Below are 24,876 nucleotides of genomic sequence, written 5' to 3'. Positions count from 1 at the left end.
TTCCATCTGACAATTAGAAAAAAAAGTATCACCAGATGAAAAAATTACTCACACTTTTACTTTTATGTGTCATAACTTTTACAGTTAAAGCACAAGAAATTGATCCTGTAAAGTGGACTACAGAAATTGAACAACTCTCAGACACAGAATTTAATCTTATTTACAAAGCTGAAATAGATGAAAAATGGAGGTTGTACTCACAATATTTGGAAGAGAATAGTGGGTTTCCAACTGAATTTATGTACGATTCTATTCAGCAAATTAATGACTTTAAATTAATAGGGAAATCTCAAGAAAGTAAAGGTATTACTAAGTTTGATAAGGTTTTTCAAGCAGAGCTAACTTATTTTAAAGGAACAGCCACGTTTACTCAAAAAATAGAAGTGTTAAATCCTAAATTAGCCAGTATTACTTCAGAGGTAATTTATCAATCTTGTGATGACGAAAAATGTGTACTTGGAGATAAAGAATTTACATTTCAACTACCAGGACGCGTAGAGGAGAGCAAAGGACTTTTTCAAAATGAAAAATCCAAAGTATTTGACCCTGTACAGTGGAAAACATCGGTAAAGAAATTATCAGATACTGAATATGAGGTTGTTTTTAAAGCTTCTATAGAAGATAAATGGCACTTATATTCACAACGCAATTATGGAGACTTAGGTCCTTTTCCTACAGAGTTTACTTTTGAAAATACAGGAGAAGCATATGAGTTAGTGGATACTGTTCAGGAATCTCCTACCAAAGATGTATTTGACAAGGTTTTTCAAATGAATATTTCTTTTTATGAAAAGGAAGCTACATTTACTCAAAAAATTAAGCTAAATGATGCCAATACAAAGGTAATTAACGCAGAAGTTGTTTACATGGTATGTGATGACGAAAAGTGTTTACCTCCTACAGGAGTTGAGTTTTCAATTCCTTTAGACAACTCTACAGTTGTTGCTAAACAACATGTAGAACTTACAGAAAAAGACATTCAGTTATCTAATGAGTTAGACTTAGGTGTAACAGGGAAAGAAGATTTTAAAGATGAATCTGAAATAGGAGAAAAGAGTAATTTGACAATTTTCTTCTTAGGATTTTTAGGAGGGTTAATTGCTTTATTGACGCCATGTGTATTCCCAATGATTCCTTTAACGGTTTCATTTTTTACAAAAAGTGGAGCCAATACACAAAAAGGACTATTCAATTCAATGTTGTATGGTTTCTTTATCTTCTTGATTTACTTTTTATTAAGTTTACCATTTCACGTATTAGATTCTTTAGATCCGGAAATTTTGAATAACGTATCGACAAATGCGACACTAAATGTCGTATTCTTCGTGGTTTTTGTAGTTTTTGCATTTTCCTTCTTTGGATACTTTGAACTTACATTGCCAGCTTCGTGGAGTAACTCATTAGACTCTAAAGCAAATACAATTGGTGGCGCAATTGGAATTTTCTTAATGGCTTTGGTATTGGTTATTGTTTCATTTTCATGTACAGGGCCAATTTTGGGAGCTTTATTAGGAAGTACAACGCTTGCAGCAGGAGATCCAGCTATGAAATTGACTATGGGAATGAGTGGATTTGGTTTGGCTTTAGCATTACCTTTTACGCTATTTGCTATGTTTCCTAAATGGTTAAATTCTCTACCGCGTTCTGGAGGTTGGTTGAATTCGGTAAAAGTAGTATTAGGGTTTATTGAATTGGCGTTGGCGATGAAATTCTTATCTAATGCAGATTTAGTATCGCATTGGGGAATTTTAAAAAGAGAAATATTTATAGGAATTTGGGTTGTATTAGGCATTGGCTTAGTATTATACATTTTTGGAAAACTTAAATTCCCACATGATAGTCCTCTCAAAAAGTTAAGCTTTGGAAGAATTTCGTTTGGAATTTTGGTAGTAGCATTAGTACTATATCTAATTCCTGGGTTGACCAATACAAAGTATGCTAACTTAAAATTGCTTAGCGGATTTCCTCCTCCGTTATTCTATAGCTTATACGATCAACAAGCAGGAGTTGAAAACACTGAACATGGCGATTGTCCGTTAGGATTGCCATGCTATAAAGATTTAGACGAAGGAATTGCAGTAGCAAAAAAAGAGAACAAGCCTATTATGCTTGATTTTACAGGTTGGGCATGTGTGAACTGTCGTAAAATGGAAGAACAAGTTTGGAGTCAGCCAGACGTATTCAATATTTTAAATGAAGACTATATATTAATTTCTCTTTATGTAGATGATAGAAAACCATTGCCTGAAGATAAAAAATTCAAGTTTGATAAAGGAAACGGAAATATCAAAAAGATTAAAACATATGGAGATAAACTGTCTACATTACAAACATTAAACTTTAATAACAACTCACAACCCTATTATGTATTACTATCACCAAATATGGAAATGTTGCAAAAACCTGTAGGATACACGCCAGATAGTGAAAAATATAAAAACTGGTTAGAAAAGGGTATTGAGAATTTTGAAAAGAAAAAATAACGAAGCTTCAATTCTATGAAAAATATAATAAAAGGCATAGTTGTATGGTTTGTGTTGATAGGTTTGGCTTCTTGCGAAAAAAAAGTAAAAACAGTTCAGGATACAAACACAAATGATGAAATTGCACAACATTCTGCATTTCTCAATAATTGGTTTCATGAGCAATTTAAAGAAGACCTAAAAGACTCTCCTGAGATGCAAACCAGAATAGGTGATAGGACTGACTATGGTAAATGGGATGATATTTCTCCTGAAGCAGCAGAAAAACATTTGCAAAAGGCAAAAGAACGATTAAAGTGGCTTGATGCAAATATCAATACTGCTAAATTAGATGAATCTTCAGTGTTAAGTTTGCAATTATATAAGCAGCAATTACAAAACCACATTGAAGATGATAACTACAGATTATACAATTATCCTTTGAATCAAATGCATGGAATGCAAGCTGAAATTCCTGCTTTTTTAATCAATATGCATCAAATCAATAGTAAAAGTGATGCAGAAGCGTATATTTCTCGTTTAAATGGATTAAAAGAACTGTTTGCTCAATTAGAACAAAACTTAAAAGCACGTGAAGAAGCAGGGATTATGCCTCCTAAATTTGTATTTGAACATGTAATTAATGATTCAAGAAATATCATTCAAGGAAAGCCTTTCGATACAAGTTCGAAGAACAGTACGCTTTGGGAAGATTTCACCACTAAAGTAGCCAACTTAGATGTGAATGCTATAGAAAAAGAACAGCTTAAAGAAAAAGCTAAAAGCGCATTATTACAGTCAGTACAACCAGCCTATAGCGCTTTAATTTCATTACTAGAAGAGCAAAAAAAGAGAGCTACAATGGATGATGGTGTATGGAAGTTTCCAAACGGAGCGGCATTTTATGAAACAGCGTTGCAGCGTACAACAACCACTGACATGACCGCCGAAGAAATTCACCAATTAGGACTGCGTGAAGTAGAGCGTATTCATCATGAAATGGATCTCATAAAAAATAAGGTTGGATTTAAAGGTTCATTGAAAGAGTTTTTTGCTTTCATGAAAAAGGATTCACAGTTTTACTATCCTGCAACTCTTGAAGGGAAAAAAGCATACATGGATAAAGCTACAGCAATTATTGATAGTATGAAATCTCGTTTAAACGAGTTATTTATTACAAAACCTAGAGCTGATATTCAAGTTAAAGCAGTAGAAGCGTTTCGCGAAAAATCTGCAGGAAAAGCATTTTATCAACAACCTGCATTAGATGGCTCAAGACCGGGAACCTATTATGCAAATATGTACGCAATGGAAGCAATGCCTAGCTACCAAATGGAAGCATTGGCATATCATGAGGGAATTCCGGGACATCATATGCAAATTGCTATTGCGCAAGAACTTCAAAATGTTCCTATGTTTAGAAAATTTGGACGTTACACAGCCTATGTAGAAGGTTGGGGACTATATTCTGAATTGATTCCAAAAGAAATGGGCTTTTACGGTGATCCATATTCAGATTTTGGTCGTTTAGCAATGGAACTTTGGCGTGCTTGCCGATTAGTGGTTGATACTGGAATTCATGCTAAAAAATGGACGCGTCAACAAGGAATTGATTATTATGTAAACAATACGCCAAATGCGAAGTCAGACGCTATAAAAATGGTGGAAAGACACATTGTAATGCCAAGTCAAGCAACAGCCTATAAAGTAGGAATGAATAAAATTATTGAATTGAGAAAGTATGCTAATGAAAAACTAGGTAACAAGTTTGATATTCGTGAATTTCATGAAGTTGTATTAAGCAATGGTGCTGTGCCTCTCAATGTTTTAAGCAATTTGGTAGACGAATGGATTGACAGTAAACAATAATTTCATAAATTTATTAAAACCTCAAAGTGAGTACTGTACATAGATATTGAGAATTCAAATCCTTAAAGCAGCTACAAATTGAGTTTTTTATCTAATTCCTTAATAGGAGGATAAAAGGAAGTAAGTTGCAAGAAATATTAATGAAATCATATAGATATAAAAAAGCGAATCATAAGAGGTGATTCGCTTTTAATTTATATAAATTTTAAAATACTAATATTTTTATTCAATAACCACTTTCTTAGTTACAGAAGCATTATCAGAATTCATTTGCATAAAATAAACTCCAGCTCTAAGGTGTAAATTTATATCCTTATTCTGAGTAATACCCTCCATATCTAAAGTTTTTAAAATACGACCGTTTACATCAGAAATAATAATTTCTTGTAGTGGTATGCCTGTATTTTTAATGGTTATATTTCCATTTGAGGGATTTGGATAAATTGCAAATGGCTCTTCTGATCCAAATACTATAGTCGATAAAGTAGTACATGATAATGTACAAGGAGCAGGTTGATCAAAAGGAGTTGCATTGTCAACTAGCCAATTAGCCTCATTATGGAAAGCAGCTCTTAGCACACTTACATCATCACTTTCTGTAGTAGAACAATCGTAAATAGCGTTATCAATCTCAGTAGTAATTGCAATAGAAGAGTTTGCTAACGTTGAAAAAATAGCTGGATGAGCAGAAGTTGTAGAATCTATAGCATCTGCATCCCATCCACCGTTCATTTGAATAGCAGCAATAAATCCAGATTCATTTCCAGTACTAGGTGTGTTGCTAGGATCGTAAGCAAAAATTTGATCTCCACTTACAGATAAAGCTAATGCAGTTCCAGTTAAATTTCCAGCACTCATACCACCTCCATCTTCAATAGCTACAAAAGGAGTAGCAGAAATTGAAATTTGAGTTCCACAATTTAATGCAGAAGTAAATTCTAAAGTAACAGTATTTTCTCCTGTTCTAAACCCGCCAGCAGCAAACCAACCATTTTCAGTAAAACTGATTTGCTCTCCTGCAGTTACATCTCTTAACAATACAAAAGTAAATTGATCATTTTCTCCACTAGGATTGCCAGTACTATCAGATTGATATCCAGTAAAGGCAATATCTCCAAGTGACCACTGCGCGAAAGATATTTGAGTAGAAAAAGCCATTAAAAAGGCTATAAAAAGTAGTTTTTTATTCATAATTGTGTAGTTTATTTTCGTGCAAAATACGAAAAAAAGTTTGCATTAAGATACTGTTTACAATATCTTAATGCATTTAAAATTAACTTCTAGAAGGAAAAACTCCTTGTAAAGCTATAATATAGTTAATACCCAAAAATGGATTTCTAATATTGAATGGTTGCTGATTTCCTGTTGGTAGAGAATTTACACTTCCGCTTAAGGCAGCAGGTGAAGGAGCAAGATTTGTATCCGCTGCACTAGGAGTAGCGTAAAGCTTGTCTATACCACTTGCTAAGATATTACCAGAAGCTTCATCTGTAGTACCTTCATCAGCTACAGCTGGAAGACTTACCGATGCACTTACAGAAGATCCTCCGAAGGATACCGTATGAAAGTGATTTGGTAATTCAGTAATAGTTAGTGTTTTGGTTTCCATACCACCTCTTTGTCCTAATTTGATGTCTGATAGACCTGGTCCATGACCTTGTTGTATAGGACTTCTTCCTCTTAGGTCAGGTAAAGCAAAGGTTGTTCTGCCATCACCACCATAAGTGGTTCCTAAAAGCGAAAACAGTGCTTGGTTTTGGTTAATTGGCAATAATTGTCCGTCACAAAGAGCCCAACCCCTAGGAGCAAAGTTTCCTGCAAACATGACTATTTGCGCTAAAAATGGATTCATAATATATTTTTTTAATTAATTAAATCGATTTAAGTAAAGCTAATGACTAATTTTAGCTTCTAGATGGATATACTCCTACCATTGCGATGATAAAATTCACTCCTTCAAATGGATTTCTGATATAAAAAGATTGATTTCCTCCCGTAGCTAATGTATTAACACTTCCTGAAATTGCAGCATTTGCTGGTGCTAAAGTGGCATCAGCAGCACTAGGAGAAGCATATAAATTTGTAATCCCACTTGCTAAAATATTTCCTGAAGCTTCGTCAGAAGTACCTTCGTCCGCAACAGCAGGCAAGCTTACAGCAGCATTAACACCACCGCCACTAAAAGAAACAGTATGCGAGTGATTTGGCATTTCCAATACATTCAATGTATGATATTCTGCACCACCTCGTTGACCAAGTTTAATAGTAGATAAACCTGGACCAGTTCCTGGGTGAATAGCGCTTCTTCCTCGTAAGTCAGGCAAAGCAAAAGTAGTTCTACCATCACCTCCGTACGTTGTTCCTAAAATGGAAAACAACGCAGTGTTTTGCGAGATAGCTAATAATTGTCCTTGGCAAAATGCCCAACCTCTTGGTGCAAAATTCCCTCCGAACATAACAATTTCTCCGATAAATGGATCCATAATAATATAGTTTATAAGGTTAAAAGAATAAATATAACATTTTTATGACAAATGATATAACATCAAAAATAGATGCATTATATAAGAGTTTTACTGTGTTATTCACGTAAAATTAAAAACACGTAGAAGTACGTAATTCTAAATGAAAAAGTTTTTTTGAGTAAGAATTGTAGAAAATAGGTTGATATATTTACTATTTTTAAGCCATACTAACTAGAAAATTTATTATTATTATGGATTCAAAATTTGGAGAAGTTAACGGTAAAATTGTTTATCCACCTAACACAATTCCCGTATCAGTAGCTTCAGGTTGGACAGAAGCTTGGAGGAATAGAACAGGAGAAGAACAAATCAATGGTTTTTTTATACCTATGACAGATATTAATGAAGTTATGGTTGAAAAAGGAATTGAAAATATTAGAGGATATTTAGGAATTGATGAAAACGGAACTGTCCATATGCTTATTGTAGGTGTTGATAGTAAAGGAAATGATATGATTGATGAAGCTAGTGGTCAATTCGTATATGATTATACAAAACCATGTCCTCAACAGTGTGGAAATAAAAATGTGTTAAATAGCTAATAAGGTTAATGTCATTATTAGATATTTTTTCTGACTCTTCCACAGTTGTTTTGATTGTAAATGCTGTTTTATACGCAAAGCATAGTACATCGAAGGATTTAGCATATCGATATTTTTCAATATACCTGATTTTGATGGCAATCAATCAAATTTTAGTGACTGTGTTTTTCGAATTGGTAATTGATAATACATTCCTAGCAAATACATACATGATAGCACAATTTGTAATGCTAAGCTTGTTTTATTATGCTATTTTCAAAACCAAGAGTTTACGAAAATATATTCTAATGGTCTTAACTATAGTCTCAATATTACTAGGGGTTCAGTATGCATGGACTCCTAGTTTATTTTTTAATTACAATACCATAGGAATTATTACCACGTCTTCAATACTTATATTTTATTCAATTACTTATTTTTTTCATCATATTGGAGACAAAGAATTGAAATTATACTTAGTTAATAGTGGTATTTTGTTCTACTTATTAGGTACTATATTGTTGTTTTCAATAGCAAAAGCAGGATTAGAAATTGAAGCTAATATAGAAATTGCCTTGTGGATATTGAATGCTTTTATTTTTCTTGTATTCCAAATCACTATTCTCATTCAATGGATATACGATCGTAAAAAGATAAACTCAAAATAACACAGTATGAATTCACTTTTAATTGAAGATAATGGTGTCATCACAGTGGTTATTTTTGGCGTAATACTGTTGTTAGTAATGGCACTAACACTTATTTTATTTTTTTATCTGTCGCGAAAAAAGATTATTCAAAAAGAATTAGAAAAGAAAACATTAGAACTAAATCACCAAAAGGAAATGCTTGAGGCTACAATTGTAGCACAAGAAGCAGAACGCAATCGAATAGCGCAGGACTTACATGATGCAATTAGCGCTAAACTTAATGTAGTATCACTTAGTGCTAATTTTTTATTGGAAGAAGAAAACATTTCATCCAAAGAAACTGAAGAAATCATAACGCACATGTTGCGTGTAACGAATAAAACGATTGAAAGTTCTCGAAAAATTGCTCATAATTTATTGCCTCCAATTTTAGAAAAATTTGGACTCGGAGCTGCCTTAGAAGAATTGTGTGATGAATTTAGCAATAGTAAAAAAGTAAATGTAACTTCTCATATAGAATATAATGTTGGAGCACTCACACAAGATAATGAGTTGCATGTATTCAGAATTGTACAAGAACTTATGAATAATTCTCTGCGTCATGGCAAAGCAAAGAGCATTGAATTGAATTTTAAGGCACAAAACAAAAACTTATCCTTATCTTACAGAGACAATGGAAAAGGGTTTGATGTCAATGAAATTGGCACTCAAAAGGGATTAGGGTTACGAAATATAGAAAGTAGGGTTTCTCTCCTTAAAGGGACCATTGCTTATACAAGTGAACCATCAAAAGGAGTCAACGTAGAAATTACCATATAAAACGAACTTACCATGGAAACACCAATCATTAAAATAGCAATCGCGGATGATGAAGCGCTTTTCAGAGCCGGTATGTCATTCATCCTTACACGAGTCAAAAATTTTGAAATCGTTTTTGAAGCCGAAAATGGTTCCGATCTTATTGATAAATTAAAAAAAGCACCGGAAAAACCAGATGTGGTATTGATGGATTTAAAAATGCCTTTATTAAATGGTGTTGAAAGCACAAAAATTCTACAAAAAGACTATCCTGATATCAAAGTAATCGCAGTAACAAGTTACGACGGAAAGTCATTCATTACAAATATGATTGATGTAGGAGCTTCTTCCTACTTATTAAAAAATACTTCGCCAAAAGTTGTAGTCCATACAATCAATGAAGTATATGATAAAGGGTTTTACTATGATGAACGCGTATTACAAATTATTCATGAAAACCTTCTTTCTGCTAAAAGTAAGCGTATTAAAAGTGATTTAGATAATAATTTACTTACCAAACGTGAAAAAGAGATTTTAGAACTTATTTGCAATCAATATACGACCAATGAAATTGCAGAAAAACTTTTTATCAGTCCTCGAACTGTAGAAGGACATCGAAACAATTTGCTGCTTAAGACAGAGTCTAAAAACGTGGCAGGATTGGTCATATATGGAATTCAGAAAAAATTGATTGAACTTTCTCCTGATTTCTAAATAAAACTTTTTTTTAAAAAAATATTGGGTAACGAATTTTGATTGTCCGAACTCTATCATTGAATTGCGCATTCAATGGTGGTATCCGAAAAACCAATTAATAACAGAGTAGGACTTAAACTCTTTTTAAACATGAAGAAAAAAGAAAATCAAAGATTCGCATTGAAACTTAACAAAAAAGCGGTTGCCAATATTAAAGGTGGTGCTACTAGTGACGCTGATGCAGATGCAGCAGCAGCAGCAGGTTCTGGGCAAGCTAAAAATACATGTCAATGGTCTTCTTGTGACAATTGCCACTCGTGGAAATGTAACATCAGCTAGTAGATTGCTTTAAAAATTAATTTAAAAAACTAAAACCCAATATTATGAAAAAACATAAAAAGCTAAAACTTAATAAAATCAACTTAGCAAAGTTTACTAATATTAACGAATTGAAAGGAGGAGCCGATTCAGCATATTGTTGGACAAAGCCAATTAAATATTGTTTATTATCGGATAAAGATATTGACTGTTCACCACAAGAACCCATCAATCTTTCTTTAAATGGTTGTTAAAACTAAAAATGCAAAGGCTCAGAATTAATTTCTGGGCTTTTTTAGTTTACTAAATATTATCTTTACTTTTGGCGGAGATAATCACACATACATGAAGAAAAATCTTTTCATTGCCATAGAAGGAATAGACGGAAGTGGAAAAAGCACACAAGCCAAAAACATAGCAAAACGCCTAGAAGCTGAAGGGCACAAAGTATACCTTACATTTGAACCTACTGATATGCGTATTGGTAAAATGATTAGAAACATATTGGGAGGAAAAGAAACTGCAGATGAAAAAGTAATTGCAGCACTGTTTGCTGCCGATAGACTAGATCATATTCTTCATGAAACGAACGGGATTCTTAAAAAACTTGAAGAAGGATACACGGTAATTACTGATAGATATTATTTTTCTTCTTATGCATATCATGGAGTACATTGTGATTTGGATTGGGTAATTGATTCAAACAAAATGGCAGCTACAATTTTAAAACCTTCGGTAAATATTTTTGTTGATGTATCTCCCGAAGTTGCGATGAAACGAATCAATGCTAACAGGGAACATGTTGAAATTTATGAAACATTAGATAATTTAAAAGCGGTTCAATCTAAATATTTTGAAGCCTTTGAAAAATTAAAAGAAACAGAAAATATTATATCAATCAATGGTAATAATACACCAACAGATGTAACCGAGGCTCTCTGGCAAGTAATTCAATCGACACTACAATCTTAGTACATACACAAATATTTGATTATCAATCTCTTCTATACGAAGAGATTTTTTTTCATAAGAGTATACGTAGTTTCCAATTAATTATATCATTCAGAAAAAAGAGACAAAAAGAGTGTTTTTCCTGAAAAAAAGTGTTTTTCTCCTAATCTATAAAAAGTGTTTTTCCCATATCAAATTAGCTAATTGACTCTATTAAAAGGCTTGTATGATCCATAGTTTTGTTTTGTATTGAATAAAAGCAATTGAATAAAACAACATGATCAACAAGTTTGTAGATAAATTGAATGCTGACGGATTGGCAACTTACATTAATACCTTAGCAGGAATTACGGTAAAAATTGGTGCGCAAAATGTAGCAGATATTCAATCGGAAGAAAATGATATAGATGGAGACAGTCTATTGGTTACAATTGTGCGAATTGAAGAAGAAAGTACTCTGAAAAACTTTCCTAATCAGCGACTTGTTGAAAATGCAGGAACTTTCAAGTTAGACAAACGGTTTCCCAAAATTCATCTCAACTATTATTTGCTTTTTTCCTGCACACTTCAATATGATAAAGCAGTAGCGGTAATCTATAAAACGATTAAGTTTTTTCAACATCAACGAAAATTTGCCTTTACGGCAGATGAAGACGATATAGAACTCAATATGGAGCTCTGCTCTCCAAGTTTTGAACAACTCAACAATATATGGGGAATGCTTGGAGGAAAACAAGTGCCAAGTGTATTGTATAAAGCGAGAGTTTCAGCTTTAGAAAGAGACATTGAAAAGTTAGCAGCTGTAATTACTACAATAGGATCTGAAAATACACATTATGAGTAGATTTAGTTACACATACGCTCCATTGATCATTGTAAAATTGCAACACGAAAGCGAATTGGAAGCAGCAAAATATGTAACCATATATCCTAATGAGAAAACAGCACAATTAATTGAAAAACACAAGTTAGTGGTAAAAATCATTCCAGAAGGATTTGTGGTATTGTTCAAAAAACAAGAAGAATTTGTTGCAGAAACCGTAGATGAAGTATTGGTAATTGATGGTGTAGAAGTAACAGATAAGCGTATTGTTGGATATGCGTCTACTTTGCCTGATCGAACATTTTCCAATTGGTTGCCACAAGTGATTGATATTGATTTGGAGTTTTATGCTAAAGCAACTCAAAAATATCGAGAAAACACTGCTTGGAATGATTTAGCATTAGACGAATTTGTTGTATACAACGCAGGAGATCTAGAAGGAACAGTCTCTCAAAACACCAACATACGCGAACGGACACAACCAGACGCTATTTTTCAACTCAACATACAAGAAGCTAATATAACGACACCAGTAACGCTCACATTTGAAGTAAATCTAAATACCTAACCGGTTACTTTACAAAGCAGCGTATGAACAAAATATAAAAAACAAACACTAACAAAACTTTTTAAATCATACATATTATGCCTAGTACATTAAAAACACCAGGAGTTTACGTAGAGGAAATTGTTAAATTTCCACCTTCCGTAGCGCAAGTTGAAACGGCGATACCTGCATTTATTGGATACACAGAAAAAGCTACTAAAAAAATTGATGGAGACCTAAGTATGGTTCCTACTCGAATTACATCATTATTAGAGTATGAAACTTTCTTCGGAGGAGCCAGAGCAGAAACTACAATAGAAGTAACTGTAACGGATGATAAAGATGGCAATCAATCGATTGTAGTTTCACAACCAAAAAGCAAAGAGCCATTTTTAATGTATTATTCCATGCAATTATACTTTGCAAATGGTGGAGGTCCGTGCTATATTACTTCTGTAGGAGATTACAGTGGCATTGTAAGTTTAGACGTGCTGGAAGATGGTTTAGATGAGGTTGCAAAAGTTGATGAACCGACGCTTATCTTATTTCCAGATGCGACAAGGGCTAGTGGAGTTACAAGAGACACATTTTACGCTCTTTATGATCAGGCATTAAAACAATGTCAAAAACTTCAAGATCGATTCACTATTATTGATACATTAAGCTATGACGGAACATCTAGTGTTGATCAAAATGTTATTGACTTAAGAGAAAAAATAAGCTCTGAAAAAGATGTTGTAAAATATGGAGCGGCATACTATCCTCATTTAGAAACAATCTTAAACTATACAATTGACCCTGAAAGAATCATAATTACACACGTAGACAATGGAAGTTCTCCTGAAGCTGCAGATACAATTACTGGAAATGTAACAAGTATTGACACAAGTTTTAGTGGAAAAGTAGATGATGTAGTAGCTAACTTGGGAACATTTGCTACAGATGGCTTTACAGGTTTATTAGCAGATGTATTAGACTACCTATATAATGACGATTCAGTTCCAGCCAATGAAGGTTTCAATATTGGAGATGCAGATGATAATAACAAAAATTTTGACGCACCAAGACCAGCTACATTAGTTGAAAAATTAGAAGACTTATTAGATGGTTTAGAAGATTTAGTTACTCTAAAAGATAAAGCGAAAGTTGAAGGGAATGCTACAAAATCTGCTTTAGTTGGAGAACTAACCGTAGGAGAATTAACCACGATTCAAACAAATATTGATGCCTTAGTAAATCTATTTGAAGGAGATGACAAAATAGAAGATAAGATTGAAGCATTATCTAAACTAACGAATTCTCTAAAAAAAGCTATTGCTGATGGAACAGATGCAGAAGGCTTAAAAGATATTATAGAAGACAATGATTCTAATATTTTAGACGCTTTAGAAGGGTTTTTGGATGCAGCTTTTGACTATGAAACACCTGCAGATGCACTTCCTACTTCTTTTGATGACATCATTACTAACTGGGAAACTTTAAGAGATAACATTAATGCGCAAATCATAAAAGACACCAATAATGGGTCAATGCATGGAAGAAGCTTAAGCACACTTGAAGCTGAAGATAACAGTACATATAATTTAATAAAAGTAGCAATTAACAACTTGCCAATGGAATTGCCTCCTAGTAGTGCAATTGCAGGAGTATATGCTCGTATTGACAGTACAAGAGGAGTTTGGAAAGCTCCAGCAAATGTGTCACTTAGCTATGTAATAAAGCCTACAGTGCGAGTTACAAACGACATTCAAGATGGACTAAATGTAGACACTACTGCAGGAAAATCTATCAATGCAATTCGTTCATTTACAGGAAAAGGAGTAATGGTTTGGGGAGCAAGAACATTAGCTGGAAACGATAACGAATGGCGTTATGTTTCGGTAAGACGTTTCTTTAATATGGTAGAAGAGTCTGTTAAAAAAGCAAGTGATCAGTTTGTATTTGAAGCTAATGATGCCAATACTTGGGTAAGAATACGCTCTATGATTGAAAATTTCTTAACCAATCAATGGAAAGCAGGAGCTTTAGCAGGAGCTACTACTGATGAAGCTTACTATGTAAAAGTAGGACTAAATCAAACAATGACCGCAGACGATATTTTGAACGGAATTATGAATATTGAAATTGGAATGGCAGTTGTGCGTCCAGCAGAATTTATTGTGTTGAAATTCTCTCACAAAATGCAAGAATCATAAAAAATAATTGAAACAAAATCATTTAAAAAAATAAAATTATGTCAGCAGTATATCCATTGCCAAAGTTTCATTTTCAAGTAGAATGGGGAGGAACTAAGATTGGCTTTCAAGAAGTTACCGGACTCGATAAAGAATTCGAAATGCTAGAATATAGAGAAGGATCAAGTCCAGAATATAGCAAAATAAACATGCCTGGAATGGTAAAATATACCGACATCGTATTAAAACGTGGTGTATTTAAAGGAGATAACGAATTCTTTGAGTGGATGAAATCCAACAAATTAAATACAGCAGAACGTCGTGATATTACCATTAGTCTGTTAGATGAAACACACGCACCAGTAGTTGTTTGGAAAGTATTAAATGCTTGGGCAAAAAAGATCCAATCGACCGATTTAAAAGCTGAAGCAAATGAAGTAGCAGTAGAATCAATCACACTTGCTCACGAAGGTTTAACAGTTGTTAACGAAGGATAAAAAACATGGCGCTTTTTGATAGTTTTAAATATCCTGTTTCAGGCTTTCACTTTGTAGTCTATTTTAACGGACTCTTACCCAATCCAGTTGACATGAGTTTTCAGTCAGTATCTGGTCTAAGTGTAACCGTAGAAACAGAAAGTTATGCAGAAGGTGGAGAAAATCGGTTTGTTCATGAAATACCTAAAGGACTTAAATTTAGTACGCTAACACTCAAAAGAGGATTAAAAAGTGTTCCATCTTCTGTAGCCAAATGGTGTGAAGATGCTTACGAAAAATTCAAATTCAAGCGGCTTAACTTAATCGTGGTATTATTAAGTGAAAACCATATTCCTATCAAAACTTGGAACGTAGTCGGCGCCTATCCTATCAAATACGAATTGGGAGAATTTAATGCAGAAACGCAAAGTATTCTTATCGAAACCTTAGAACTCAAGTATGACTATTTTAAACTCTTATTATAATGGGAATTGAAATAAAAAACTTGCGTATCAAAGTCAATGTAAATGCTCAAAAAGAAGAAGAGGTATCACTAGTTGAAGAAAAACGAAGCAATTGGTCATCTCAAGAAATCTTAACAGCTGTATCTAACATGATGAAAAACAAAAAAGAACGCTGATTATGTCTATACTGGGTGAATTGGAAAAAATGCTCATCTATAAGTTAGATGATAAAGGGAATAGAAGTGGCGAACCAATTACAGTAACCATTAATCCTGAAGGGTATAAAGAAACGTTTGCGGTTGAATATAACCAAGATCAACCTACAAATTCTAGTGGAACGAAACCCAAATTTGTTAAAGTAAAACCTGGTGATTTTACCTTTAAATTATTATTTGATAGTACAGGCATTTTTGATATTGTAGGGTTAGATATTTCAGAAACACTCGATAGTATAGCAGCTGATATTGCAGGTTTTAATCCTTTTAAAGATGATGAAGCCGACGAAAGTAACATTGTGGATGAAATTAATAAGATAAAAGAACTAGTGACCTACAAAGGTGAAATGCACATGCCGTATGAATTGGAAATCGCTTGGGGATCACTAAACTTAAAATGCTTCTTAATTAAACTTGACATTGATTACAAACTTTTTAACTCAAAAGGATATCCAATTCGCGCCGTTGCAACACTAACGTGTAAAGATAGTACTGCCGATAAATTACGAGAAGCTGAAGTCAACAAACAATCTCCAGACTTAACTCACATTCGACGTGTAAAAGAAGGAGATACGTTACCGCTCATGACATACCGCATTTATGGTGATTCAAAATACTATTTGGAAGTAGCTAGAGTAAACAACTTGCTTAATTTCAGAACACTAGAGCCGGGAACAGAATTATTTTTTCCACCATTAAACAAAACACAAACAGTATGAGTTTAGTCGGAGACATATCGACAGAACAACAAAACTTAGTCACATTTACGGTACTCATTGGTGATGCAGAAGAAGAAGTAAGTGCTACCTATGGTGTTAAAACCATTACTGTAGAACGCACATGTAACCGAATTCCAACGGCAACCTTAGTTATTGTAGATGGTAATGGTGTTACACAAGAATTTGAAGCTAGCAATGCAGCATCATTTGCACCTGGAGAAAAAATTCATATAAAAACAGGATATGACTTTGAAAATAAAACCATTTTTAAAGGAATTATTACCAAACATGCTATTAAATCATCAGGGAATACAAACTATTTAATCATTGAATGCAAAGATGAAGCATTCAAAATGACACAAGCACGAAAAAATAAAATTTTCTATGAAGTAACCGAAAGTGATGTAGTTGATGATATCATTAAAGAAAATGGGTTAAAAGGGGCTATGACAACAACGTCTCATACACATCATGAAATTGTACAGTATCAGGCTACTGACTGGGATTTTATTCAATGTCGCGCACAAATCAACAATATGTTGTGCTTTATAGAAGATGGCTCACTTGACATCAAAGCTCCTGAATTTGGCGCAAGTGTATTAACAGCCACATTTGGAGACAACATTTTCAGTTTTGATGCTGAAATTGATGCTCGCAGTCAATATGAAACATTTGAAGCCTCTGCTTGGAACTATTCCAATCAAGAAATAGTTACCAAAACAGCAGAAAATAGAAATCTAAATACTGCGGGTAACCTCGATGCAGCAACGTTGGCACAAGCAGCAGGAAATAATAGTATCACACTATCACATACAGGAGATATTCCAGACGAAATTCTAACCTCTTGGGTAGAGTCAAAAAGCATGTATCAGCAGCTGGCAAAAATATGCGGAACAGTCAAAGTTCAAGGAAGTGAAGTTGTGTTGCCGGGAACTATGATTACACTAGCAGGAATGAGTGATCGCTTTAATGGAGATGTTTTTGTTTGCGCAGTGCATCACACCATTACCGATGGAAATTGGGTAACAACCATACAATTCGGACTTAATCCAGAATGGTTTGCCGAAACATATGAAGTAAGTCAATTGCCAGCTTCAGGAATGCTCCCTGCGATTAGCGGATTACAAATAGGTGTCGTTTCTGCCTTAGAAGGCGATCCAAAAGAAGAACATAGAATACAAGTGAAGTTGCCTATTATTAGTGCTGAAGAAGAAGGCGTTTGGGCGCGCGTGCTAACGATGCATGCAGGTGAAGAATATGGCGTACACTTTTTGCCTGAAATTGGTAATGAAGTCTTAGTAGGCTTTTTAAATGACGATCCCAATCAAGCAATTGTACTAGGTTCTTTATTCAGTAATACAAATGTTTCTCCTGTGGAATATTCAGATGATAATTATGAAAAAGTCATCAAAACCAAAAGTGAAATTAAGATCACAATGAATGATGAACTGAAAAGCATTACGCTTGAAACACCAGCAGAAAAAATCATCACGATTGATGACGATGAAGGTGTCATCACTCTAAAAGATGAAAACAGCAATACGCTTACACTCAATAGTGATGGAATTACGATAGAATCAGGAAAAGATATCATTATGAAAGCAACGGGCGATATAAAAATGGAAGGTATCAATGTTGAAATTGCCGCTTCCGCAGAATTTAAAGCCGAAGGTGCTACGGCAACGGTAGAAGGTTCTGCTACAACAACCATAAAAGGAGGAATGGTTCAAATCAATTAAAAAAAGAAAGCAATGTCATTAGCAGCAAGAATTACAGATATGCATGTTTGCCCCATGGTAACGGGAGTGGTTCCACATGTAGGCGGACCAATTTTACCACCAGGCGCACCAACAGTATTAATAGGAGGGCAACCTGCTGCAAAAGTAGGAGATATGTGTGTATGTACAGGACCACCAGATACCATTATAGCAGGTTCAGGAACGGTGATGATTGAAGGTATGCCAGCTGCACGAATGGGGGATTCTACCGCACATGGAGGTAGTATTGTACTAGGATGTCCAACCGTACTAATAGGAGGATAAAACTATGGATTCATCAATAGCAACATACTTAGGAAAAGGGTGGGATTTTCCGCCAACATTTCTCGAAAAACAAGGGGAAGTAAAAATTATATCTGACATAGAAGATATTGAAAAAAGCCTACATATCATTATCACAACAAGACAAGGAGAACGCTTGATGCGCCCAAAATTTGGATGTGACTTGACAGATAAAATCTTTGAAAACCTCAGTGCAACACAAACTACAATCATGAAAAATCAAATAAAAGAAGCCATTGTGTTGTATGAACCAAGAATTGAAGTACTCAAAATAGCATTAGATACCCAAAACTTTTTAGAAGGAAAGTTTTTAATAAAAATTGACTATTTGATACGCGCAACAAATACAAGAAGAAATATTGTATTTCCGTATTACATAACTGAAGCAACAGACATATAATCATGCAAAACGATTGTACAGAAAATACACTCATTAAGTCACGCGAAGGCACTACACAGCAAGAACGTTACAAGACTTTACTCAACCCTGAGAATGTACAACTTATGGGATTTGATGTAAAAGATTGGATGCGCTTTGCTGAAGAGTTTTCAAAGCATGTACAATTATTTTCAGGGAAAAACTATACAACGGCTACTGGAACCTGGGAGCCTTTTCACAACGCTTCCGCAGAAATAAAAGAAGTTATTGAAACTTATGCTGAAGGCGACATTACGCCGCAATTAGCACTATTTATTACGTTTTTAAAACTCTTAAACAAAAGCAAAGAACGGTTCAATCAAATTACCAAACGTCATCTAGATTTTTATTACAAAGAAGTATTACAGTTTGATAAAAACGATGAAACTGCCGATCATGCCTACGTCGTTTTTGAACTCGCTAAAAATGCTAATGAACAGTTTCTAAATGATGAAACATTACTAAAAGCAGGAAAAGATGGTGAAGGAAATACAATTCACTACAAAATAGATGAAGAAATCGTTATCAACAAAGCAAAAGTTGCGGCAATACGAAATACCTATGTTACTCCAGATGAAACCAACTGGTACGCATCTTCCATAGCAAACTCTGCCGATGGAGAAGGAGGAACAGATGAAAACGGCGGAACTTCTTGGTTGCCATTCGGCAATACAGATCGCACGTTGGCAAAAAAAGGGTTTTCTGTAAGTTCGCCATCATTGCTATTAACAGAAGGAAAACGAACTATCCATATCACAGCTACATTTAATAATCTTAACGGACAAGAAAACTTACTTTCCTTATTAAACATTGAGCATTCAGGTGAAAAAGGATGGGTAACTTTAGCATCAACAGCAATCAAAAATGCAGAAATAAAAAATAAAAAACTTTTTATAGAACTTGAGCTTTCTGAAGATGATGACAAAATAACCAATTACAATGCAACAATACATGAAGGAGCTTATGACACAACCAATCCAATCATTCGTGTATTATTTTCTCCAGATGAAACTTCGTTGGCAGCCTACAAAACTTATGTAAACATTGCAGAAGCAACACTTATAAGTGTAGATATTGTAACTACTGGCGAATATTCGGAAGGACTTACAGTAAAGAATGATTTAGGAAAAATCAAAACCGATAATCCATTTTATCCATTTGGCCCTTTGGCAAAAAAGCATGCCAAGCTTAAAATAGCTGCAGATGAATGGATTGGGAAACGGATTCAAGATGTATCTGTTTCTCTTAATTGGAAAGAGTATCCAGAAAACTTTGAAGAGTACTACCAACATTACATCAAAGAATACCTGAACATACAACCGCCAAATACGTTCAAATCAATCTACCAAGACAACAGCGCTACCAAAACACCAATAGTAGAAGGAATCAATGGTGCTAAGCGTTTTAGAGTATTAGCGAGTTATATAGGCAATTTTAAATCGATTACTGAAAGCGTTGCAAGTGCAGAAACAGCAGAAGCTATTGCCGCAAAAGAAAACAAAGCCGCTAAGGAAAAAGAATTAGCAGACCAATTTCCAAAAGAAGATATAAAAAGAACAACCGATAAAAGGAAGTTTGGAAGCAAAAAAATGGAAAGACGTGAGCATACAAAAGAAGAAATGCAAGCAATGCGACACGTGCATGAAGAGAGAGAACGCAAAGCAGCATCCGCAGCGGCAAAAAGCGAAACTACTGAAGCATCAGATATTATGCCGGGTTCTATTCCTGCAGATCAACAAATGTTTACGGGTTCTGAAAATGTTCAATTCCAACATTTTTTACCACCAAACACAACGTATGTTCCAAAAACATCTGATGAATATTTTATTCAACTTTCTTTACAAAATAATTTTCTTCACGATGCTTTTGCCAAGCTTTACACGTACTATGCGATTAACGAACTAGCTTTACCAAACAATGCATATGCACCGTTTGCAGAAGACTTAAAAGTTACGATTACCACAAAAGAAACCATATCAGCAAGTAAAAACCAACTTGCTATATATCACGAATCACCTTTTGGAATTGAAAAAATAACACGTTCTAACTTGGCACTTGTACCTACACCAGAAATAGGAGGACAATTGTTTATAGGAATTGATCAGGTAGTTTCAGATCAAAATATCCAATTACTATGTCAAATAGAAGAAGGTTCTGAAAACCCAGATGCAATCGAAATGTATGGAAAGGCAACGGTTACATGGCAATATCTATATAAAAATACGTGGAATAATCTCAAACCAACATACTTACTCAAAGACCAAACCGACGACTTTTTAAAAGCAGGATTGGTAGCCTTTACGGTGCCCAAAACATTTGGTGATACCACACTTTTTGCAGAAAACTATTTGTGGATACGCGCAACAATAGCAACTCCATTTGACACAGTTTCAAAGTTTACAAACATTCATGCACAAGCTGTAGAAGTCGTATTTCAAAATGACAATAATACACTTGAACATTTAGACAATGGAATGCCAGCAGAAACTATTACCAAACTAGAAGATCGCTTGGCAACCGTAAAAAAAGTAATGCAACCGTATGCTTCTTTTGGTGGTGCTCCCAAAGAAAGTGATGTGAATTTTTATAGAAGAGTTAGCGAACGATTACGTCATAAGAACAGAGCCATAACGCTGTGGGATTATGAACATCTCGTACTACAAGAATTCAACTATCTACACAAAATTAAATGTCTAAATCACAGCACAAGCACCAGTTTTAAAGCGCCAGGAGAAGTAGTATTGGTTGCGATTCCAAATATTATCGATCAAAATGTGTATGATATTTATAAGCCAAAACTAAGTCAAACAAAGCTTAATGCAATTGAAAACTATGTGAATAAACTCAATACACTTCATGTAGAAGCTAAAGTAACATCTCCCGTTTATGAACCTGTGAAAATTACAGTAAGTGCTCGTTTTTATGAAGGTTTGGATGCAAACTATTATAAAAAACAACTTAAAAATGATTTGGCGCAATACTTAGCTCCTTGGGCTTTTGATAAAAACCAACCAATATCATTTGGAAATGCACTCTATGCAAGTGAAGTAATTTATTACATAGAAAATCTAAACTATGTTGATTATATCAAAGACTTCAAAATGTTGCACGAAGGTGAAGAAAAAGATGAAATCATCCCAACAGATCAAAAAAGTATATTAACCACGGTTGTACCCGAAACACACGACGTGACCGCATTAACAGGAACCGCATGCTAAATCTAGACGAACATATCACCATACCGAGCAATGTAAGCTATGAAAACGATCTCGATTTTCAACATTTAAGAGACGCGGGACAAACATATATTGAACAACTTAGTCGCAAATTGTGGACAGATTACAATATTCACGATCCAGGAATTACCATCATGGAATTGCTATGCTATGCCATTACCGATCTTGGGTTGCGCATTGATCAACCGATTGAAAATTTGGTCGCTTCCGCAGAAAATAACTTTGAAAAAATGCACGAGCAGTTCAAATCGGCAAAAAATATACTGACGTGTCGACCTGTAACTGCATTGGACTATAGAAAACTCTTTATCGATATAAAAGGAGTAAAAAACTGTTGGTTGACAATTCATAAATTACCATTGTATGCTGAATGTAATGTGTCAGATCCCAAACTGAGTTTTACACCATTTGATGAATCTGAGTACAAATCAGAAACATTCAATATAAAAGGCTTATACACCATTTTAGTCGATTTTGATGATGACGAAGCATACGTAGAAGAAGATATCATTGCTGCGATTTTTACTAAATATCATGAAAACAGAAATCTTTGTGAAGACTTGGTTGAGGTAAAAAAAGTTCCGAAACAATGTATTCGTGTATGTGCCGAAGTACAGTTAGAAAATGATGCGAATGAAGAAAAAGTACATGCAACAATTCAATGGGAAATTGCTCAATACTTATCACCAAGCGTTCGCGCCAATTCACTTACTGAAATGTTAGACATGGGACTTTCGTCAGATGAAATCTTTCAAGGACCTATTTTAGAAAATGGTTTCTTAACGCCAGAAGCACTCGAAAAATCTGAATTACGTACACAAGTTCGTTTATCAGATATCATGAATATCATTATGAAAATTGATGGTGTAAAACTGATTGAAGACATTAGCATTGATAACTGTCCGCCAAAAAAAGAAGAAGGCTCTGATTGCAATGAAGGTATTACCGCAAAAAGTGATGCATGGCTCATTTGTGTTGAAGAAAATCACTTGCCAATTTTATGTGACCAAAGCACATTTAGCTACAAAAAAGGATTCTTACCAGTTGGCTTAAACCAAGAAATGGTAAATGAATTTACGGCAGAATTAGAAGCTGCTGACAAAGCTAGTCAGGAAAAATCGTTTGATGATTTGCCAATGCCGCTAGGTGTATACAGCAAAATTAAATATGACACAGTACAACATCATTTACCAGAAAACTACGGAATTTCAAAATATGGCTTGTCTAATACAGTTTCTGACGAACGAAAAGTAAAAGCAAAACAATTGCAAGGATATTTACTATTCTTTGATCAAGTATTAAGCACCTATTTTTCTCATTTAGAGCATACGAAAACGTTACTTTCTGCTGATGAGAACTTACAACAAACCTATTTTTTTAAGGCAGTAGAAGGAATTAACGGTATAGAAAATTTACTCGACAATTTTTCAGATTACAAAGAAAATGTTGAAAACATTATTGACAAGTTGGAAGATTTCAATGAGCGTAGAAATGAACTTTTAGACCACTTAATTGCTCGATTTGCGGAAGTATTTGAAAATTATACCAACACAATGTATAAGTTGTTCGGGAAAGAGAAAGACAGTGTTGAAAAGAACATCATTACCACCAAAAATAAATTCATAAAAGCATACGATACAATCAGTTCAGAGCGAGGACTAGCCTTTAATTATAGAGAGTCAAAACAATGGAACACCAATAATGTTTCTGGTTTTCAAAAACGAATTGCTCTCTTAGCAGGGTTAGACGATTATTCACGCCGCAACTTGTTCAATGATCATATTAGTATTGACACGCTCAAACGAGTTTCGGTTGAAGATGGGATTTATTTTGAATATCGTTGGAAAATCAAAGACGACTCAAAAGTATACTTATCCTCACAAAAAGATTTCATTTCCAAACAAAAAGCAATCAATGAATTGTTACAGGTCTTAAAACTGGCAACAAATCAAGAAAACTACGTATTGCGTCAAACAGAAACAGAATCACAACGCTATTATGTTGCTTTGGTCAATGAAGAAGGAACAGTAATAGGTCGTCAATACAATCATTACTACGCTTCTCAAGCTACTGCAGAGCAAAAACGATTGGAAACAATTGCATTTATTGACAAATTATTATTTGATGAAGGTTTTTATTTGATTGAAAATATATTAACACTTCCATATCATACACAAAAATTGGACGATTTAAACGATTGCCTGCCATTATGTATTGATGAAGGATGTAATACTTGCCTCAAAATGGATCCTTTCTCTTATCAGGTAACCATCATATTTCCTGGATATACATCGCGATTCTCCAATATCGATTTTCGCATTTTTATGGAAAATTTAATTCGAAGAGAATTACCAGCACACATTTTACCTAGAATTTGTTGGGTTGGACATATTGATGGTGCGCTATCTCGTATTGAAGAAGATACTGTATTAGTAAATGATAATATCAATATGGATGTATCTGTAACAGATGTTGCCATCAGTGATGTTGTAGTAGATATGGCGGCTGAGGAAAAAGAAAAATCAGTAAAGAGTAAAGGAAGTAAAAAAACTATTGAAGAACTCAAAGCAGAAGATTCATACATAATTGTAGATAATGATGCAGATTATGACATGAAACAAATTCAAAAAGTGTGGAAACAATTTTTAGAATCTAAAAAAAGAAAAGCAAACAAATATATGGCTTCACATACAGCAACGAAAGAATTGCTTTGTGCTATGAACCAAATGAATACAATTTACGCTACCGGAACACTACATGATTGTAATGATGATGACGGCGAAAATAAAAATAGAATCATACTGAATAGAAGTGCGTTAGGCTCACTTTAACAGGAAACATGTATAAAAATTATGAAGAATCATTGAACGAACACATAGAATGAAAAAGTTAGAAGCTTTCAAAAGGAATAAATAGTAAATCAAGAAAAGAAGCATGGAATTCCCATATCGAGC

At 34.2% G+C, this 24,876-nt stretch carries 24 protein-coding genes; 21 read left to right on the top strand and 3 right to left on the bottom strand.

Annotated features, from left to right (window positions below; all coding sequences use genetic code 11):
- Positions 1–35 precede the first annotated feature (35 nt).
- Both AA088_RS09020 and AA088_RS09015 read left to right on the top strand, forming a co-directional pair.
- The gene (locus AA088_RS09020; RefSeq protein ID WP_046744665.1) at positions 36–2,483 is read left to right on the top strand and encodes a protein-disulfide reductase DsbD family protein; all 2,448 of its coding nucleotides are present in this window, start codon (positions 36–38) and stop codon (positions 2,481–2,483) included.
- Between the two features lie 15 nt (positions 2,484–2,498).
- Entirely contained in the window at positions 2,499–4,331 is a 1,833-nt protein-coding gene (locus AA088_RS09015; RefSeq protein WP_046744664.1) for a DUF885 domain-containing protein, read from the top strand.
- Positions 4,332–4,553: 222 nt separating this feature from the next.
- Here AA088_RS09015 and AA088_RS09010 read toward each other — a convergent pair whose 3' ends face one another.
- The 3 genes from AA088_RS09010 to AA088_RS09000 form a co-directional block, all read right to left on the bottom strand.
- Positions 4,554–5,522: a T9SS type A sorting domain-containing protein gene (locus AA088_RS09010; RefSeq protein ID WP_046744663.1), complete on the bottom strand. Its 969-nt coding sequence runs from the start codon at positions 5,520–5,522 to the stop codon at positions 4,554–4,556.
- 82 nt (positions 5,523–5,604) lie between these two features.
- Positions 5,605–6,183: a phage tail protein gene (locus tag AA088_RS09005; protein ID WP_046744662.1), complete on the bottom strand. Its 579-nt coding sequence runs from the start codon at positions 6,181–6,183 to the stop codon at positions 5,605–5,607.
- Between the two features lie 52 nt (positions 6,184–6,235).
- A complete protein-coding gene (locus AA088_RS09000; RefSeq protein WP_046744661.1) occupies positions 6,236–6,814 on the bottom strand; it encodes a phage tail protein in 579 nt (192 codons plus the stop codon).
- 233 nt (positions 6,815–7,047) lie between these two features.
- Here AA088_RS09000 and AA088_RS08995 point away from each other — a divergent pair, with 233 nt between their 5' ends.
- The 19 genes from AA088_RS08995 (at position 7,048) to AA088_RS17640 (ending at position 24,753) form a co-directional block, all read left to right on the top strand.
- Complete coding sequence (locus AA088_RS08995) at positions 7,048–7,398, top strand: hypothetical protein (protein ID WP_046744660.1); 351 nt, start codon at positions 7,048–7,050, stop codon at positions 7,396–7,398.
- A gap of 8 nt (positions 7,399–7,406) precedes the next feature.
- Positions 7,407–8,045, top strand: coding sequence for a hypothetical protein (locus tag AA088_RS08990; RefSeq protein ID WP_157547128.1), 639 nt, complete (start codon positions 7,407–7,409; stop codon positions 8,043–8,045).
- A 6-nt stretch (positions 8,046–8,051) separates the two neighbouring features.
- A complete protein-coding gene (locus tag AA088_RS08985) occupies positions 8,052–8,846 on the top strand; it encodes a sensor histidine kinase (protein ID WP_046744658.1) in 795 nt (264 codons plus the stop codon).
- Between the two features lie 12 nt (positions 8,847–8,858).
- Positions 8,859–9,539, top strand: a complete 681-nt coding sequence (locus tag AA088_RS08980; protein WP_046744657.1) for a response regulator transcription factor — start codon at positions 8,859–8,861, stop codon at positions 9,537–9,539.
- A gap of 132 nt (positions 9,540–9,671) precedes the next feature.
- The gene (locus tag AA088_RS08975; RefSeq protein WP_157547127.1) at positions 9,672–9,860 is read left to right on the top strand and encodes a hypothetical protein; all 189 of its coding nucleotides are present in this window, start codon (positions 9,672–9,674) and stop codon (positions 9,858–9,860) included.
- Positions 9,861–9,904: 44 nt separating this feature from the next.
- Complete coding sequence (locus AA088_RS08970) at positions 9,905–10,093, top strand: hypothetical protein (RefSeq protein WP_046744655.1); 189 nt, start codon at positions 9,905–9,907, stop codon at positions 10,091–10,093.
- A gap of 91 nt (positions 10,094–10,184) precedes the next feature.
- Positions 10,185–10,811, top strand: a complete 627-nt coding sequence (gene tmk / locus AA088_RS08965; protein WP_046744654.1) for a dTMP kinase — start codon at positions 10,185–10,187, stop codon at positions 10,809–10,811.
- A 256-nt stretch (positions 10,812–11,067) separates the two neighbouring features.
- On the top strand, positions 11,068–11,634 hold the full coding sequence (locus tag AA088_RS08960; protein WP_046744653.1) for a DUF4255 domain-containing protein: 567 nt from the start codon (positions 11,068–11,070) through the stop codon (positions 11,632–11,634).
- Positions 11,627–12,181 carry a hypothetical protein gene (locus tag AA088_RS08955; RefSeq protein WP_046744652.1) on the top strand — a complete coding sequence of 185 codons (555 nt, stop codon included), beginning with the start codon at positions 11,627–11,629 and terminating at the stop codon, positions 12,179–12,181. The genes AA088_RS08960 and AA088_RS08955 overlap by 8 nt, the downstream gene beginning before the upstream one ends.
- Positions 12,182–12,258: 77 nt before the next feature.
- Complete coding sequence (locus AA088_RS08950) at positions 12,259–14,355, top strand: phage tail sheath C-terminal domain-containing protein (RefSeq protein WP_046744651.1); 2,097 nt, start codon at positions 12,259–12,261, stop codon at positions 14,353–14,355.
- Between the two features lie 38 nt (positions 14,356–14,393).
- Complete coding sequence (locus AA088_RS08945) at positions 14,394–14,831, top strand: phage tail protein (protein ID WP_046744650.1); 438 nt, start codon at positions 14,394–14,396, stop codon at positions 14,829–14,831.
- Between the two features lie 5 nt (positions 14,832–14,836).
- The gene (locus tag AA088_RS08940; protein ID WP_046744649.1) at positions 14,837–15,295 is read left to right on the top strand and encodes a phage tail protein; all 459 of its coding nucleotides are present in this window, start codon (positions 14,837–14,839) and stop codon (positions 15,293–15,295) included.
- Positions 15,295–15,450, top strand: a complete 156-nt coding sequence (locus tag AA088_RS18300) for a hypothetical protein (protein ID WP_157547126.1) — start codon at positions 15,295–15,297, stop codon at positions 15,448–15,450. Before AA088_RS08940 ends, AA088_RS18300 begins: the two co-directional genes overlap by 1 nt.
- A 2-nt stretch (positions 15,451–15,452) precedes the next feature.
- A complete protein-coding gene (locus tag AA088_RS08935) occupies positions 15,453–16,208 on the top strand; it encodes a CIS tube protein (RefSeq protein ID WP_052752840.1) in 756 nt (251 codons plus the stop codon).
- Positions 16,205–17,947: a type VI secretion system tip protein VgrG gene (gene vgrG, locus AA088_RS08930; RefSeq protein WP_046744648.1), complete on the top strand. Its 1,743-nt coding sequence runs from the start codon at positions 16,205–16,207 to the stop codon at positions 17,945–17,947. Before AA088_RS08935 ends, vgrG begins: the two co-directional genes overlap by 4 nt.
- Before the next feature lie 12 nt (positions 17,948–17,959).
- Positions 17,960–18,250 carry a PAAR domain-containing protein gene (locus AA088_RS08925; protein WP_046744647.1) on the top strand — a complete coding sequence of 97 codons (291 nt, stop codon included), beginning with the start codon at positions 17,960–17,962 and terminating at the stop codon, positions 18,248–18,250.
- A gap of 4 nt (positions 18,251–18,254) precedes the next feature.
- Positions 18,255–18,668, top strand: coding sequence for a GPW/gp25 family protein (locus tag AA088_RS08920; protein WP_046744646.1), 414 nt, complete (start codon positions 18,255–18,257; stop codon positions 18,666–18,668).
- Positions 18,669–18,670: 2 nt separating this feature from the next.
- Entirely contained in the window at positions 18,671–21,904 is a 3,234-nt protein-coding gene (locus AA088_RS17645; protein WP_052752839.1) for a baseplate J/gp47 family protein, read from the top strand.
- Positions 21,898–24,753, top strand: coding sequence for a hypothetical protein (locus AA088_RS17640; protein ID WP_052752838.1), 2,856 nt, complete (start codon positions 21,898–21,900; stop codon positions 24,751–24,753). The genes AA088_RS17645 and AA088_RS17640 overlap by 7 nt, the downstream gene beginning before the upstream one ends.
- The last annotated feature ends 123 nt before the right edge of the window (positions 24,754–24,876 follow it).

It is taken from the genome of Kordia zhangzhouensis (assembly GCF_001005305.1).
GTDB lineage: Bacteria > Bacteroidota > Bacteroidia > Flavobacteriales > Flavobacteriaceae > Kordia > Kordia zhangzhouensis.
This window is presented reverse-complemented; position numbering and strand designations above follow the sequence as displayed.